Annotated in this window: 9 protein-coding genes and 1 tRNA gene; 6 read left to right on the forward strand and 4 right to left on the reverse strand. The window is 75.5% G+C overall.

What is annotated here, in order from left to right; translation table 11 throughout:
- Nucleotides 1-9 precede the first annotated feature (9 nt).
- The 3 genes from ACZ407_RS31240 to ACZ407_RS31250 all read left to right on the forward strand — a co-directional run bounded on the left by ACZ407_RS31240 (nt 10) and on the right by ACZ407_RS31250 (nt 2,378).
- Entirely contained in the window at nt 10-1,560 is a 1,551-nt protein-coding gene (locus ACZ407_RS31240) for an alpha/beta hydrolase (RefSeq protein ID WP_468134204.1), read from the forward strand.
- Between the two features lie 121 nt (nt 1,561-1,681).
- Nucleotides 1,682-1,758, forward strand: a tRNA-Thr gene (locus ACZ407_RS31245).
- Between the two features lie 158 nt (nt 1,759-1,916).
- Nucleotides 1,917-2,378: a GNAT family N-acetyltransferase gene (locus tag ACZ407_RS31250; RefSeq protein ID WP_468134206.1), complete on the forward strand. Its 462-nt coding sequence runs from the start codon at nt 1,917-1,919 to the stop codon at nt 2,376-2,378.
- A gap of 255 nt (nt 2,379-2,633) precedes the next feature.
- Here ACZ407_RS31250 and pabB read toward each other — a convergent pair whose 3' ends face one another.
- Together pabB and ACZ407_RS31260 are read right to left on the reverse strand one after the other, a co-directional pair.
- Nucleotides 2,634-4,862, reverse strand: coding sequence for an aminodeoxychorismate synthase component I (gene pabB / locus ACZ407_RS31255; RefSeq protein ID WP_468134208.1), 2,229 nt, complete (start codon nt 4,860-4,862; stop codon nt 2,634-2,636).
- Nucleotides 4,863-5,015: 153 nt separating this feature from the next.
- The gene (locus ACZ407_RS31260; RefSeq protein WP_468134210.1) at nt 5,016-6,239 is read right to left on the reverse strand and encodes a methyltransferase domain-containing protein; all 1,224 of its coding nucleotides are present in this window, start codon (nt 6,237-6,239) and stop codon (nt 5,016-5,018) included.
- Nucleotides 6,240-6,468: 229 nt separating this feature from the next.
- Between ACZ407_RS31260 and ACZ407_RS31265 the strand changes: the two genes are divergently transcribed.
- Nucleotides 6,469-8,457 (forward strand): helix-turn-helix domain-containing protein, encoded by a 1,989-nt coding sequence (locus ACZ407_RS31265; protein ID WP_468134212.1) that lies wholly within the window; start codon nt 6,469-6,471, stop codon nt 8,455-8,457.
- A 162-nt stretch (nt 8,458-8,619) separates the two neighbouring features.
- Here the strand turns inward: ACZ407_RS31265 and ACZ407_RS31270 are convergent, their stop codons facing one another.
- Entirely contained in the window at nt 8,620-9,984 is a 1,365-nt protein-coding gene (locus ACZ407_RS31270; RefSeq protein ID WP_468134214.1) for an IS701 family transposase, read from the reverse strand.
- Nucleotides 9,985-10,241: 257 nt separating this feature from the next.
- On the opposite strand from ACZ407_RS31270, the gene ACZ407_RS31275 reads away from it, so the two are divergent.
- Together ACZ407_RS31275 and ACZ407_RS31280 are read left to right on the forward strand one after the other, a co-directional pair.
- Nucleotides 10,242-10,754, forward strand: coding sequence for a SigE family RNA polymerase sigma factor (locus ACZ407_RS31275; RefSeq protein WP_468134216.1), 513 nt, complete (start codon nt 10,242-10,244; stop codon nt 10,752-10,754).
- A gap of 46 nt (nt 10,755-10,800) precedes the next feature.
- Entirely contained in the window at nt 10,801-12,066 is a 1,266-nt protein-coding gene (locus ACZ407_RS31280) for a hypothetical protein (RefSeq protein WP_468134218.1), read from the forward strand.
- 242 nt (nt 12,067-12,308) lie between these two features.
- Here ACZ407_RS31280 and ACZ407_RS31285 read toward each other — a convergent pair whose 3' ends face one another.
- Nucleotides 12,309-13,997: a bifunctional 3'-5' exonuclease/DNA polymerase gene (locus tag ACZ407_RS31285; protein ID WP_468134220.1), complete on the reverse strand. Its 1,689-nt coding sequence runs from the start codon at nt 13,995-13,997 to the stop codon at nt 12,309-12,311.
- Nucleotides 13,998-14,300: the final 303 nt, after the last annotated feature.

Raw genomic sequence — 14,300 nt, forward strand, 5'->3', positions numbered from 1 at the left:
TCTCCGGACATGGACACGAGGCGCGTGCTGCGTACCACCGGGACCGTGATCGCCGCCGCCGGACTGTTGCTGTCCGGCTGCACATCGGACGACTCCGGATCCCCCGCGGCCGCCTCCTCCGGCGTCCCGCAGCCCCGCTCCACCGCCGTCGCGGCCGCCCTCAAGCCGTACTACGCCCAGCGCCTGACCTGGCGCGACTGCGGGGCGCCGGGATTCCAGTGCGCCACCATGAAGGCCCCGCTCGACTACGCCCGTCCCGGCAACGGCGAGGACATCGAGCTGGCCGTCTCGCGCAAGACGGCCACCGGGCCCGGCAAGCGGCTGGGCTCCCTGCTGGTCAACCCGGGCGGCCCCGGCGGATCGGCCATCGGCTACCTCCAGGCGTACGCGGGCATCGGCTATCCGGCCCCGGTCCGGGCGCAGTACGACATCGTGGCCGTGGACCCGCGCGGGGTGGCGCGCAGCGCGCCCGTGGAGTGCCTGAGCGGCCCGGCGATGGACGCGTACACGCAGGTCGACCAGACCCCGGACGACCCGGCCGAGCGCGCTGCGCTGGTGAAGGCCTTCAAGGAGTTCGCCGCGGGCTGCGAGCGGAAGTCCGGCCGGGTGCTGCCGCACGTCTCGACGGTCGAGGCGGCCCGGGACATGGACCTCCTGCGCGGGGTGCTCGGCGACGAGAAGCTGACGTACGTCGGGGCCTCGTACGGCACCTTCCTCGGGGCCACGTACGCGGAGCTGTTCCCCGAGCGGGTGGGCCGGCTGGTCCTCGACGGGGCGATGGACCCCTCCCGCTCCGCCCTCGACCTGAACCGCGACCAGACGGGCGGCTTCGAGACCGCCTTCCGCTCCTTCGCCAAGGACTGCGCCGCGCAGAGCGACTGCCCGCTGGGCACCGGCAGCCCCGAGGAGGCCGCCAAACGGCTCAAGGAGTTCTTCGCCAAGCTCGACGCCTCCCCGGTGCCCACCGGCGGCTCGCGCTCCCTCGGGGAGTCCCTGGCCACCACCGGGGTGATCGCGGCCATGTACGACGAGAGCGCCTGGCCCCAGCTGCGCGCGGCGATCGGCCAGGCGATGGACGGGGACGGGGCCGGGCTGCTGGCCCTGGCGGACAGCTATTACGAGCGCGAGCCGAACGGCAAGTACGCCAATCTGATGTTCGCCAACGCGGCCGTGAACTGCCTGGACCTCCCCCCGGCCTTCAGCGGCCCGGAGGCGGTGGACGCGGCCCTCCCGTCCTTCGAGAAGGCCTCCCCGGTCTTCGGCGAGGGCCTGGCCTGGGCCTCCCTGAACTGCACCTACTGGCCCGTCAAGGCCACCGGCACCCCGCACCGCCTGACGGCGAAGGGCGCGGCCCCGATCGTGGTCGTCGGCACCACGCGCGACCCGGCCACCCCGTACAAGTGGGCCGAGTCCCTCGCCGGCCAGCTCGACTCGGGCGTCCTCCTGACGTACGACGGCGACGGCCACACCGCCTACGGCCGCGGCAGCTCCTGCATCGACTCGGCGATCAACACGTACCTCCTGACGGGCGAACCCCCGAAGAACGGCAAGCGCTGCTGACGGCCGTGCCGCCCCTCGGCCGCCCTCCGTAGCGCCCTGGTCAGAGGCACCCCGAATAACCCTGTAGACTTGGCGCCGCTGCTGATGCGAATCTCCTCAGGGAGATCCTCCTCGGCAGCTTGCCGCCTTAGCTCAGTTGGCCAGAGCAACGCACTCGTAATGCGTAGGTCTCGGGTTCGAATCCCGAAGGCGGCTCCATCGAAGCCCCAGCGCAGACATCGTCTGAGCTGGGGCTTCTTGGTGTTCCGGGGGCTGGGGGTGTCCGGATGGCGGGCTGTGGGTGGGGTGGGGCGGGGGCTGGGGCAGCATGGGGCGGGCGGGGGACGTCCCGTGGGTGCCGGTGCAGGGAGGGTGTTGTGAGCAGTGGTGTGACGGTGCGGGTGGCGGGGCTCGGGGAGCTGGACGCCGTGGCGGAGCTGTTTCGGGGGTACCTGGAGTTCTACGAGGTGGACGTCGAGGATGCCGGACGGCCGCGGGCGTACCTGGAGGAGCGGATGCGGCGCGGGGAGTCGCTGGTGCTGCTCGCCGAGGACGGCGAGGGGCGGGCGGTGGGGTTCACGCAGATCTACCGGACCTTCTCCTCCCTCGCGCTGGCGCCCATGTGGCTGCTCAACGACCTGTACGTGGCGCCCGCCGGGCGCCGGACCGGGGCCGGGCGGGCGCTGCTTCGGGACGCGCTGGACCGGGCGCGGGCCGAAGGGGTGTCCGGGGTGCAGTTGGACACCGCGTACGACAACCACATCGCGCAGGGGCTGTACGAGGCCGAGGGGTTCGAGCGCGAGGAGTTCCACATCTACTTCCACGGCCTGGGGAAGTAACCGGCGCGCCCGCCGGCCGGACCTGACGTAGTGTCCCGGCCGGCATTGCCCCCGGGCCCCGGATCGGCGAGGCTGGGGAGGTCCGCAGCGTCCGAGGGCAAGGTCGCGTCGGTCGAAGGCGGGAGCGGGTCTGACCCCCCGTACCCCGTGCAGGGCACGTCCGCAGGCCTGTCAGGCAATCCCCTGGCCGGGCAGGCGCTGCGCATCACAGGCGGGTCGAGGGCGGGACGAGGGCGGGGCGGAGCCGGCGGCGGGTCAGCGCGGGCGGCGTTCCGGGAAGGCGTCCGCGGTCAGCGCCAGCAGAGGGGCGGCCTTCACGGCGGTCTCCTCGTACTCGGCCTCCGGGTCGGACAGGGCCACGACGGCCCCGCCCACCCCGTAGCGGACCCGGCCGGGGGTGACCACGGCCGTGCGGATGGCCACGCTCAGGTCCACCGCGCCGGACAGCGAGAAGTAGCCGATGCAGCCCGAGTAGACCCCGCGCGGGCCCTGTTCGAGGCCGTCGAGGAGCTGCATCGTGCGGATCTTCGGGGCGCCCGTCATGGAACCGGCGGGGAAGGCGGCCCGTACGCAGGCCACCGCCGAGCGGTCCGGCCGCAGCCGGGCCCGTACGGTGCTCACGAGCTGGTGGACGGTCGCGTACGTCTCCACCCGGAAGACCTCGCTCGCGTCCACCGAGCCGATCTCCGCGTGCCGGCCCAGGTCGTTGCGGACCAGGTCCACGATCATCAGGTTCTCCGCGCGGTCCTTCTCGTCCGCGAGCAGGTCCGCCACCAGGGCCGCGTCCTCCTCCGCGGTGGCCCCCCGCGGCCGGGTCCCCTTGATGGGCCTGGACTCGGCCGTGCCGTCGGCGCCGATGCGCAGGAAGCGTTCCGGGGAGGTGCTCAGCACCGACAGGTCCCCGAACCGCAGCAGCGCCCCGTACGGTGCCGGGCTGAGCCGGCGCAGGGTCCGGTAGCCCTCCCACGGGTCGAGGTCCCCGCCGGTCTCGGCCGTGTTGGTCAGGCAGATCTCGTACGACTCCCCGGCCGCGATCTCCTCCTGGCAGGCGGCGATCAGGCGGAGGTACTCCTCCCGGCCGTGCCGCAGCCGCAGGCCGGGGAGTGGCTCGGGGGCGGGCGGGGCGGCGGGGCCGGCCGGCGGCGGCCCGGCGAGGAGGGCGGCGGTGGCGGCCAGCCAGTCCTGGGCGGGGGGAAGGGTGCGGGGCTCGTCGTCGTCGACGAGGGCGAGCAGGGTGACGGTGTTCTCGGCGTGGTCGAAGACGAGGGCGCGGTCCGCGAACACGAGCACGGCGTCCGGGTCTTCGGAGGCGTGGGCCGCCGATCCGCCGCACTCGGCCTTGAGTTCGTAGCCGAGGTAGCCCACCCAGCCGAGGGTGAACGGGCAGGGCAGCGGCGGGGCTTCGGTGTGCAGGGCGGCCAGGTCCCGTTCCAGCCAGTCGAAGAAGGCGCCGGGGACCCGCTCGGTGCCGGCCGCCGAGCGTACGGTCACCTCCCCGGCCGTCACGTCGGCCCGCGCGACCCTGGCCAGGGGGCCGGAGGCGTCCCCCATCACGGAGAAGCGGGCGGTGGGGGCGGGGGTGCTGCCGCCGTCCAGCCAGAAGGCGTGGTCCCCGGGGCCGGTCGCCGACCCGGACCCGGGTCCGGGGCGACGACCGGCCCCGGCTCCGGACCCTGCTTCGGCCGGGGTGCCGGGCCGGAACAGCCGCTCGAAGACGGTCTCTTCGGGCCAGGTGGCGGGGACGGTTTCGGCGAGTACGCGCAGCTTGCGGCGGGCGCCGGGGAGGGGAGCGGCGGGGGTGGTGGCCACCGCCGCCGGGGCCACCGCCGTCGGGGCCGGGGCCGGGGCCGTAGCCGTGGCTCGGGACGGCAGCGGGGCGGTCGGCTCGGCTGCCGGCCGCCCCGCGTGCCACTCCGCCGCCAGCCGGACGAAGTTCGCCAGCAGCTCGTGCCCGTGCCGGGTGAGTATGGACTCCGGGTGGAACTGGACTCCCCACAAAGGCCGTTCCCGGTGGGCGAAGCCCATCAGCACCCCGTCCGGGCTCCAGGCCACGGGCTCCAGCTCCGCCGGGAGCGCGGTCACCGCCAGCGAGTGGTAGCGGACCACCTCGAAGGGTGAGGGCAGCCCCTCGAAGAGCCCGGTGCCGGTGTGCGTCACGGGCGAGAGCCGGCCGTGCCGGGGTTCGGGAGCGCGCCCGACCTGCGCCCCGTACAGCAGTGCGGCGCCCTGGTGGCCCAGGCAGACGCCGAGCACGGGTATCTCCCCGTGCTCCAGGATCTCGCGGCAGATGCCGAAGTCGGCTGGTACGGCGGGGTGTCCGGGGCCGGGGGAGAGGACGACGGCGTCGAAGCCGGAGAGCCGGCGGCGGTGCCAGCCGGAGTCGTCGTTGGGGATCACCTCGGGCTCGCGGCCGGTGATCTCGGCGAGGTAGTGGAAGAGGTTGTAGGTGAAGGAGTCGTGGTTGTCGACGAGGAGGGTGCGCACAGTCGCTTCCGGGTTTCGCAGGTGGGGTGTGAGGCGGGTGGTCAGTCCGCCGTACGGACCTGGCAGGTGATGCGGGTGATGCGGGTGGGGGCGGTGGTGAGGGTGACGCAGGTGGTGTCGGGGGTGGAGAGGGGGCCGGTGGAACGCAGGGGCTCAGGAGGCGGCGGCTCCTGCGGAATCGGGCCCCCGGGAGGCGGCGGTACGGGTGGCGGTCCCGCCGATGGCCCCCTCGGCTCGGGCGGCTGGACCGCCGACTCCGGGGGCAGGAGCCTCGGCCCCGGTGGTGGGTGCGGTGGCACCGGCGGTGGCGGCTTCGGCTCCGGCGGCGGGACCGCCGGCTCCGGGGGCAGGAGCCCCGGACCTGGCGGTGGGTGCCTCGGCCGCGGTGGCCGGTTCCGCGGGAGCGTCGGCTTCGGCGGCGGGTGCCGTGGTGCCCGTGGTGGCGGCCTCGGCTCCGGCGGTGGGAGCCTCGGCTCGCGCGGCAGGAGCCTCGGCCCCGGTGGCGGGTGCGTCGGCCGCGGCGGCGGGGGCCGCGGGAGTGTTGGCTCCGGTGGCGGCAGCCTCGGTCGCGGTGGTGGGTGTTGTCGTGGCCGCGGGTGCCTCGGTCGCGGTGGCCGGGGTGGTGCGTCGGCGCGTTAACTCGGGGGCGATCCGGGGCGGGTCGGCCGGGCGGATTTCGAACAGGAGGTGCTCCACGGTCTCCCCGCCGTCCGTGTCCCGCCGGGAGTCCGCCAGGTGGAGGCTGCGCCCGTGCCGGGCGGCCAGGGCGTGCAGCAGGCCGAGGTCCCCCCGGTCGCTGAAGTGGAGCAGGACCCGGCCGCCGGGGGCGAGCAGGGCCGGGGCCTCGGCGAGGTAGCGCTCGTGGGCCCGGTAGCCGGCGTCCACGTACGCGCGGTCGTGGGGGTTGTCGTACTCGAAGTCCGCCGGCGCCAGGACGAAGTTGGAGTGCCAGTAGACGGTGTCGAAGAGCTCCGGCCCGCCCGCCCCGTCGAGGGCGTCGAACATGTCCCCGTGCCGGGACCGGAGCCGGTCCCCGACCCCGTGGCGGCGGGCGTTGAGCGCGGTGTTGGCCACCGCCCGGGGGTTGATGTCGGTGGCGGTCACCCGCTCGCAGCCGGCGAGGGCCGCGGACACCGCGATGACCCCGGTGCCGCTGCCGATCTCCAGGAAGGAGCCGGTGCGCGGGGCCGGCGCCGGGGAGGCCAGTCCCAGCAGGTCCATGGCCACGGCGGTGGAACGGGAGAAGGGGGGCGCGAACACGTCGTGCAGCAGGTCCCAGGTGCGCCCGTACAGCTCAAACGTGTCCGGGCGGTCCTGCCGGGTCCGCGCCGCGCGGCTGCGCTCCAGTGAGCGTACGTAGCTCGTGAACTCTGACATGTGCACCCCTTTGTGAGCCGAAGGAAGCCAAGCCTCCGGTTCCCCCCGGTCCATCGTTACCGGGCGCCCGTACGGGCCGGAAGGTGTGCGGGCGACACCGTCGCCCCCTGCCGCGGTGACCGGAGCACACCGCCTGCGGCAACTCGCACCGCCTTGCGGCCCGAGTTGCGGTATCTTACGATCCTAGGCCGATTTGACCCAAATTTTGCTGTATTCTGAGGGGCTTTGCGTGATATGGCATGAGGCGACCGCTGCCCACGGCGACGCCGATGCGCTGTCCGTCCTCGCGCTGCTCGCCCAGGAGGCCCCGCGCGAGCACTTCGACGAGCTGCTGCGCGCCGCGCGCGGCAACCCCTCGGCCACTCCGCAGCAACTGGCCGTGCTGGAACGGGCCGTCCAGCTCGGCCTGACCGTCCACGCCTCCGCCGACCAGCGCCGCCGCCGCGAGTCCGGCATGGCCGCGCTCGTGGACACCGCGCGCGACATGACCTCCCCGTACGACCTCGACGGGCTGTTCAGCGTGATCACCGGGCGGGCGCGGCGGCTGCTCGGCTTCGACATGGCGTACATCAGCCTGCGCAAGCCCGAGGGCGGCTCGTACGTGCACTCCTCGGACGGCGAGACCACCATGTTCAACGTCGGCCTCCAGATCGACGTCGGCCACGGCCTCGGCGAGACCGCACAGGACAAGCGGGCCCCCTTCTGGACCGCCGACTACCTGAGCGACGACGCCTTCCCGCACTCTCCGCGCATCGACGAGGTGGTCCGCGCCGAAGGCCTGCGCGCCATCCTCGCCGTCCCGCTCTGCCACGGGTCCTCCCCGGTGGGCGCCCTCTACGGGGCCGACCGCAAGCTGCGCCACTTCACCCCCGACGAGGTCAGCCTCATGCGCTCGCTGGCCGACCTCGCCGCGGTGGCCCTGGAGAAGGCCCGGCTGATGGAGGGCACCAAGACCGAGCTCGCCCAGCTCTCCCGGCGCAGCACCCGCGAACGGGCCGTCCTCGACCGGGTCAACGCCCTCGCGGCCGGCCGGGACCGGCTCGCGGCCATGCTCCTCGACGGCGCCGACCTCGCCGAACTCGCCGCCCTCACCGGGGAGGTGCTCGACGGGACCGTCCACCTCCACGACCCCTCCGGGCGGCCGATGGGCCGCACCCCCGAGGCCGCGCTCCGCACCCCGCTGCTGCCGGAGGAGACCGTGGCCAGGGGCGCGCTCGCCGCACTCGCCGCGCGCGGGCCCGCCCGGATCGCCGACGGCCTCTGGGCCACCCCCGTCGGCACCGGCACCGAGGAGCTCGGCGTGCTCCTCTTCGAGGCCCGCACCCCGCTCACCCCCGAGGAGGCCGCCTTCCTCGGACACGCCGGCCGGTCGGCCGCCCTCGGGCTGCGCCTCCAGCGGGGGGCCGCGGTCACCGGCGGCCCGGTCCGCGACGAGCTCTTCGACGACCTGCTCGTCGGCACCACCCGGGCCCCGCGCCGGCTCGCCGAGCGGGCCCGCCGGCTCGGCATCGACACCGAGCGCCCGCACTCGGTGGTCGTGGTCCGCCCCGAAGGCGGGGAACAGGGCCAGGCCGCGGCCTGGGCCTCCCTCTACGCCCACCGCAACGCCGGGCTGAAGACCGTCCACGGCGGCTGCGTGGTCCTGCTGCTCCCCGACCCGGACCCCTCGGCCGCCGCCGAGGCCGTCCACCGCGAACTGTCCGTCCTGCTCGGCCAGCCCGTCTCGGTCGGCTCCGCCGGACCCGCCCGCGTGCTGTCCGAGATCAAGGAGGTCTACGAGGAGGCCCAGCGCTCCCTGGAGGCCCTGATCGCCCTCGGCGGGGAGGGGACCGCGGCCGCCACCGGGGACCTCGGCTTCCTCGGCATGCTGCTCTCCGACGACCTCGACGTGGACCGGTACATCGACTCCACCTTCGGCGCGGTCATCGAGTACGACGAACAGCGCGACGCGGAGCTCGTGCGCACGCTGGAGGCGTACTTCGCCTCGCAGTCCAGCCCCACCCGGGCCGCCGGGATCCTGCACGTCCACCCCAACACCGTCTCGCGGCGGCTGGAGCGGCTGACCGAACTCCTCGGCGCCGACTGGCAGGAGCCCTCGCGGGCCCTGGAGATCCAGCTCGCCCTGCGCCTCCTGCACACCCGGGAGCTGCTGCGCCACCGGCAGGGCGGCGGCCAGCGCCGGGTGCCCCGCCAGGGGCAGCAGCACCCTCAGTCCTAGGCCGCCGCCCGGGGTCGGGCCGGGCGGGCCGGTATCGGGCCCGGGTACGGGCGCCGGCCGTCCCGGGCCGGGGTCCGCAGACCGCAGCGGGCCGGGCGGCCACGCCGACAGGCCCGGCGGCTACACCTACAGGCCGGGCGGCCACGCCGACAGGCCCGGCGGCTACGCCGACAGCGCGGACGGGTAGCCCGGCCGCCGGACCGGGCCCGGGCCGGACGCGGTCCGTACGGGCTCGTGGTCCAGGGCGGCGAGGGCCCCCAGCGCGTGCGCGGCCGAGGCCAGGGTGATGTGCCGGTGCCAGCCGCGGAAGGAGCGGCCCTCGAAATCGCGCAGCCCGGCCGGCTCCCCGTACCGCTCCAGGTCGTGGTCCACGCGCGTGACCAGCCGGGTCGTGCGCAGCAGGGTCTCCGGCCGCACCCGCGGGGTGTTGGTCAGCCACAGGAAGGCCGGGCCGGAGCGGGCCTCGGTCCACTCGCCGAGCAGCAGCAGACCGCTGCCCGAGCCGCCCGTACCGGCCGGGCCGCCCGTACCCCCCGTACCGGCCGCGGGTGCGCCGGGTGCGCCGGGCGGGACCGCCGTCGGCGGGGTGCCGGGCAGGCCCACCCGTACCGCCGCGACCAGCGAGGTGCGGGGCAGGGCGCCGGCGACCGCGGGGTCGGTCCAGGCGGCCGGCCGGCGCAGGCCCGCCACCGAGGACAGGATCTGACGGGCCGGCAGCAGCCCGCGGCCGTGCCCGGGCAGGGCCGGGTCCTCCAGGGAGAACCGGGTCTCGTCGGCGACCCGGACCACGGCGGGCACCCCGGCCGCGGTGAACCGGCGCAGCACCGTGCCCACCCGGCTGACGGGCAGGTCCAGCACGACCGGCCGGCGCGGCCCGTACGAGAAGCGGACGGCCTCCAGAGCGGCCTCGACCGCGCACTCCTCCAGGGTCTCCGAGCCCAGCTCGGCGGGGATCTCGGCACGGCGGCGCCGCAGCCGGTCCTCGGTCCAGCTCTCCGGCAGGTGCAGCCGCCAGTGCACAGGGACGCCCAGGGAGGGCGCGGTCTGCCAGACCCCGAAGGCCTGCTGGCCGCGGAAGGAGTGGCCCAGCCGCGGGTCCACGCTGCGGTCCACGCCCACCGAGCGCTCGCCGGTCTTCGGGATGGACAGCAGCCGCACCACCAGCGCGTGCGGGGCCACGAGCCGGCCGGTGTGGCGGGCCAGGGCGGCCCGCACCGGCATCCAGTCCCAGGTGGAGCTGGAGATGAAGTGGTGCAGGCTCTGCTCCATGGCGGCCTCGCCGAGGTGGGCGGCGATGTTCCGGATGGACTTGCGGCCCTCGGCCACGAGCAGTCCGCGCAGGTACTGCTCCCCCTTGAGGCGCTGGTCGCGCCGGGCCAGGGAGGCGAACAACGCGTCGTACAGCCCCTCGTACAGGCCCTCGTGGAGCCCCTGGTAGAGCCCCTCGTGCGACGGGCCGGTCGGCTGTCCGGCCGGGCCCGCGGCGCGGCCCGGGTCCGTCCGGCGTCTGTTCCGGAGCGTGTCCATGCGTTTCCCCCTGGCGGTGACATCGGCGACAGGCTCCGCCGCCCGGCACCAGCCTCCCCGGCAGGGGGGTGCCGGGAGAAGGTGTGCCCGCCACCCTCTCGGGGCCTCCGGCAGGGGCCCGGCCACCGCCCGGGCGCGCCACCGCGGATGCGACCGGCGGTAACGGGAGGCGGCCTCGGCACCGGCCGGAAAAGCCTTGAAACATTGCGGAGTTCCCGCCGCGTCAATGGGGTGTGGGCGATGCGAGGGAGAGACAGATGAGAGCGTCGCGCCGTGACGGGTTCCGCGAGTTCGCGGACGCCCGCACCGGCCACCTGTTCCGCTCGGCCTGCCTGCTGACCAGCGGGGACACCCATCTGGCCGAGGACCTGGTCCAGGAGACCCTGGGCCGCATGTACGTGACGTGGGGTCGGATCGCGCGGATCGGCAATCCGGCGGCCTACGCACAGACCGTGCTGGTCCGCACGTTCCTCACGCACCAGCGGCGCCGCTCGGCGGCCGAGCGGCCGGTCGCGCAGTTCGCCGACCTCGGTCCCGCGGTCGCGGGCGCCGATCCGGCGCTGCGGCTCACCCTGCTCGACGCGCTCGGGCGGCTGTCGGCGAAGGACCGGGCGGTGGTGGTGCTGCGCTACTGGGAGGACCGCAGCATCGAGGAGACCGCCCGCGCCATGAACGTCAGCTCGGCCGCCGTGCGCACCCGCACCCACCGGGCGCTGACCCGGCTGCGGGAGCAGCTCGGCGGCTCCCTCCCGGAATTCGCCGCGCACTGAGGCGCACCCTTCGTTCATCCCGTCCCGCGGAAAGGTCTGGTTCCCCATGCCCTTTGAAGACGAACTCGGCGAGGCGCTCCGGCGCACCGGGGACTCCTTCGCACCCGACCGGCAGGTCCTGGTCGACGGCGGCGAGCAGCTCGGCCGCAGGCTGCTGCGGCGGCGCCGGGCGGCCGTGGCCGGCGGCGGTCTGCTGGCCCTCGCCGCGATCGGCACCGCCGGGGCCCTCACCACCGGGTTCCCGGACGGTGGCAGGAACACCGTGCGGACCCTGGAGGCCGGGCCCGCGAACGGCCGGCCGAACGGCGGGGACCCGTTGAAGGCCCCGGTGAAGGACTGGCGGCCGGGCAAGGGCAACGTCTCCGCGGAGCAGGTCGTCGGGATCCTCAGGGGCCTGCTGCCCGGCGGCACCCTCACCGGCACCACGGGCCGGGGCACGGCCGAGGGCCCGATGGCCGCGGGCGTCTACGACGACGGCCGGGGCAAGGCCGCGATCAGCGTGGGCATCTGGCGGCTGGACCCGGCCGGCGGCCAGGCCCGGGAGCTGACGGACTGCCCCGGCGCCCACGCCGTCCCCGGCGACGGCTGCACCCGGAAGAAGCTGCCCGGGGGCGGTCGGCTGATGGTCTTCAAGGGTTACGAGTACCCCGACCGGCGCACGGACACCAAGGTCTGGCGGGCCACCCTCGTCACCCGCGAGGGCCACGTCGTGGACGCGAGCGAGTGGAACGCCCCCGCGGAGAAGGGCGCCGCCGTCAGCCGCACCGATCCGCCGCTGGACCCGGCCGCGCTGGAGGGGCTGGTCACCTCCGCCCGCTGGACGCCCGTGCTCGACGACCTCAACGAGCCCCCGAAGGAGGGGCCGCACCCGTCCGTCGGCCCCGAGCCGCTGAAGCGGCCGGTGCTCCCGGTGCTGCGCGAGCACCTGCCGGACGCGCTGACCGTGCTGGAGAAGGAGGGGGACGGGGAGAACGCCCGGGTGCTCGTCGACGACGGCAAGGGCAGGTTCCACGTCACGGTGCAGCTCCAGCAGGGCATGGGCGACCTCGCGGACGAGCTGTTCACCGGGCCGGACGTGGTCACCCTGCCGGACGGTACGAAGCTCAGGCCGCGGCAGCAGCCGGGCGAGAAGGGCGGCGAGGGCGTGGTCTGGTGGAACGTGGACACCCTCCGCCCCGACGGGCTGCGGATCGTCGTCTCGGCCTTCAACAGCCCGGCCCAGCACCTGCCGGCGACCCGCCCGGAGCCCGGCGTGACGATGCAGGCCCTCCGGGAGATCGCCACCGACCCGCGGCTGACGCACGACAAGTAGGCGGTACGGGCTACGGCGGTATGGGCGGCGGGTATGGGCGGCGGGTATGGGCGGCGGGTACGGGCGGCGGGTACGGGCGGCGGGTACGCGGCCGCCGCGTCGGCGCCCCCGCCGGTCCGCGCGGGACGGGGGTCCGCGCGGACCGGTGGGGTCGTACGTGACCGGGGCCGTACGTGACCGGGGCCGTACGTGACGGGGGTCGTACGTGACGGGGGTCGTACGTGACGGGGGCCGCGCGGGCGCTACTTGGCGTCCGCGTAGCACTCCACGACCGCGGTCGTGAACGGGAAGCGCACCGGGGTCTCGCCGAAGGCGATCCGCCCGGCCAGTGCGGCCGCCTCCCGGATCGCGTCCGTGACCTGCCCGGACTCCTCGGCCGGGCAGTGCACGATCACCTCGTCGTGCTGGAAGAAGACCAGTTCGGCGCGGAGGCCGGTGAGCGCCTGCCGCAGGGCCGCGAGCATCAGCAGGGCCCAGTCGGCCGCGCTGCCCTGGACCACGAAGTTGCGGGTGAAGCGGCCGCGGGCCCGGGAGTCGGTCGAGGCGTAGCCGGGGGTCCAGCCGTCCTGCGTGCGCTGCGGCCCGGCGTCGTCCTGGGGCAGCCCCGCCTCCCCGCCCGCTTCCTCGGCCCCGGCCGCGGGCGGGCAGGTCCGGCCCAGCCAGGTCCGTACGAGCCGGCCCTCCTCGCCGGCCCGTGCGGCCTCGTCCACGTACCCGACGGCCAGGGGGAAGCGGCGGCGCAGGGCGGCCAGGTTCTTCAGGCCGTCGCCGGAGGTCTGCCCGTACACCGCGCCGAGCACCGCGATCTTGGCCATGTCGCGGTCGCCGGCGAACGCCCGGTCGGAGACGGCCTGGTAGAGGTCGCCGGGCCGGCCGGCCACCTCCATCAGCCCCGGGTCGCGGGAGATCGCGGCGAGCACGCGCGGCTCCATCTGGTCGGCGTCGGCGACCACGAGCCGCCAGCCGGGGTCGGCGACCACGGCCCGGCGGATCACCTTGGGGATCTGCAGGGCTCCGCCGCCGTTGGTGACCCAGCGGCCGGTGACCGTGCCGCCGGGCACGTACTCCGGGTGGAAGCGGCCCTCGTGCACCCAGTCCTGGAGCCAGCTCCAGCCGTGCGCGGTGTAGATCCGGTACAGCTTCTTGAAGGCGAGCAGCGGCTCGACGGCCGGGTGGTCCACCTCCTGGAGCTCCCAGCGGCGGGTGGAGCGGACCTTGATGCCGACCGCGGCGAAGGCCTTCACCACCTCGGCGGGGAGCTCGGGGCGGACCCGGCGGCCGAAGGCGGCCGAGACCTCGTCGGCGAGCTCGGCCAGCCGGCGCGGCTGTCCGCCGCCCGCGTACCGCTCGCCGAGCAGCTCGGTGAGGACGGCCCGGTGGACGTCGGCCCGCCAGGGCAGCCCGGCGCGGTTCATCTCGGCGGCCACCAGCATCCCGGCGGACTCGGCGGCCGTCAGCAGCCGCATCCGGCCGGGGTGCCCTGCCCGGTCGTGGCGGCGCTGCTGGTCGGCGTACACCTCCAGGAGGCCCTCGAAGGGCACGGGGGTGCCCTGGGGCTCGAACAGCGAGGACTGGGTGCCGGGGGCCGCGGAGCGCAGCGGGGGGTCGGCGGGGACGGGGGCGCGGTGCAGACGGGCGTACGCGGCGGCGGCGGAGCGGGGTTCGCCGAAACGGCCCTCGTGGCCGAGCAGCAGCAGCTCGGCGTCCTCGATGTCGTAGCACCGCTCGACGCGGATCCCGGCGGCGAGCAGGCGCGGGTACACCTCGTGGGTCGCGCGCCACACCCAGCGCGTGCCCGCGGGGGCCTGCGCGACGGCCTCGGCGAGTCCGGCGGCGGTCCGGACCGGGCCGGCGGGCAGCCCGTCCCGCCCGAGCGGCACCACGGACACGGCTCCGCCCTCCCCCTCGGCCAGGGCCCACCGCTCGCTCATGGGTGCGAGTCTGACACCTGCCACTGACAGGGGGGCCGGGCGCTTGGGCGGGCGGCACCGAGGGGCCCCCTGGCCCCGGCCTCGGGAACGGCTCGCCGGCCCCGGGCCCCGCGACCTCCGGGCCCTGTTGGCCACGGGCCCCATCCGCTCCGCGGGTGGACCGGGCGAGGGCAAATCCCAGCCCCTCCGGCGTTTGAGGAGCGGGGTTTGGGGCGGAGCCCCAAGAGCAACCCGGCTGGCGCCGGGCAGGGGGGGGGGGGGGGGGGGGACAGCCCCCCCGCCAAAACAAAGGATGTTTTCCCC

This window comes from Streptomyces sp. NPDC030809, from assembly GCF_055572195.1.

Excerpts from the sequence above, each read along its gene's own strand:
- ACZ407_RS31240 (WP_468134204.1), top strand. The coding sequence starts at position 10 with ATGGACACGAGGCGCGTGCTGCGTACCACCGGGACCGTGATCGCCGCC.
- ACZ407_RS31260 (WP_468134210.1), bottom strand. The coding sequence starts at position 6,239 with ATGTCAGAGTTCACGAGCTACGTACGCTCACTGGAGCGCAGCCGCGCG.
- ACZ407_RS31270 (WP_468134214.1), bottom strand. The coding sequence starts at position 9,984 with ATGGACACGCTCCGGAACAGACGCCGGACGGACCCGGGCCGCGCCGCG.
- ACZ407_RS31275 (WP_468134216.1), top strand. The coding sequence starts at position 10,242 with ATGAGAGCGTCGCGCCGTGACGGGTTCCGCGAGTTCGCGGACGCCCGC.
- ACZ407_RS31280 (WP_468134218.1), top strand. The coding sequence starts at position 10,801 with ATGCCCTTTGAAGACGAACTCGGCGAGGCGCTCCGGCGCACCGGGGAC.
- ACZ407_RS31285 (WP_468134220.1), bottom strand. The coding sequence starts at position 13,997 with ATGAGCGAGCGGTGGGCCCTGGCCGAGGGGGAGGGCGGAGCCGTGTCC.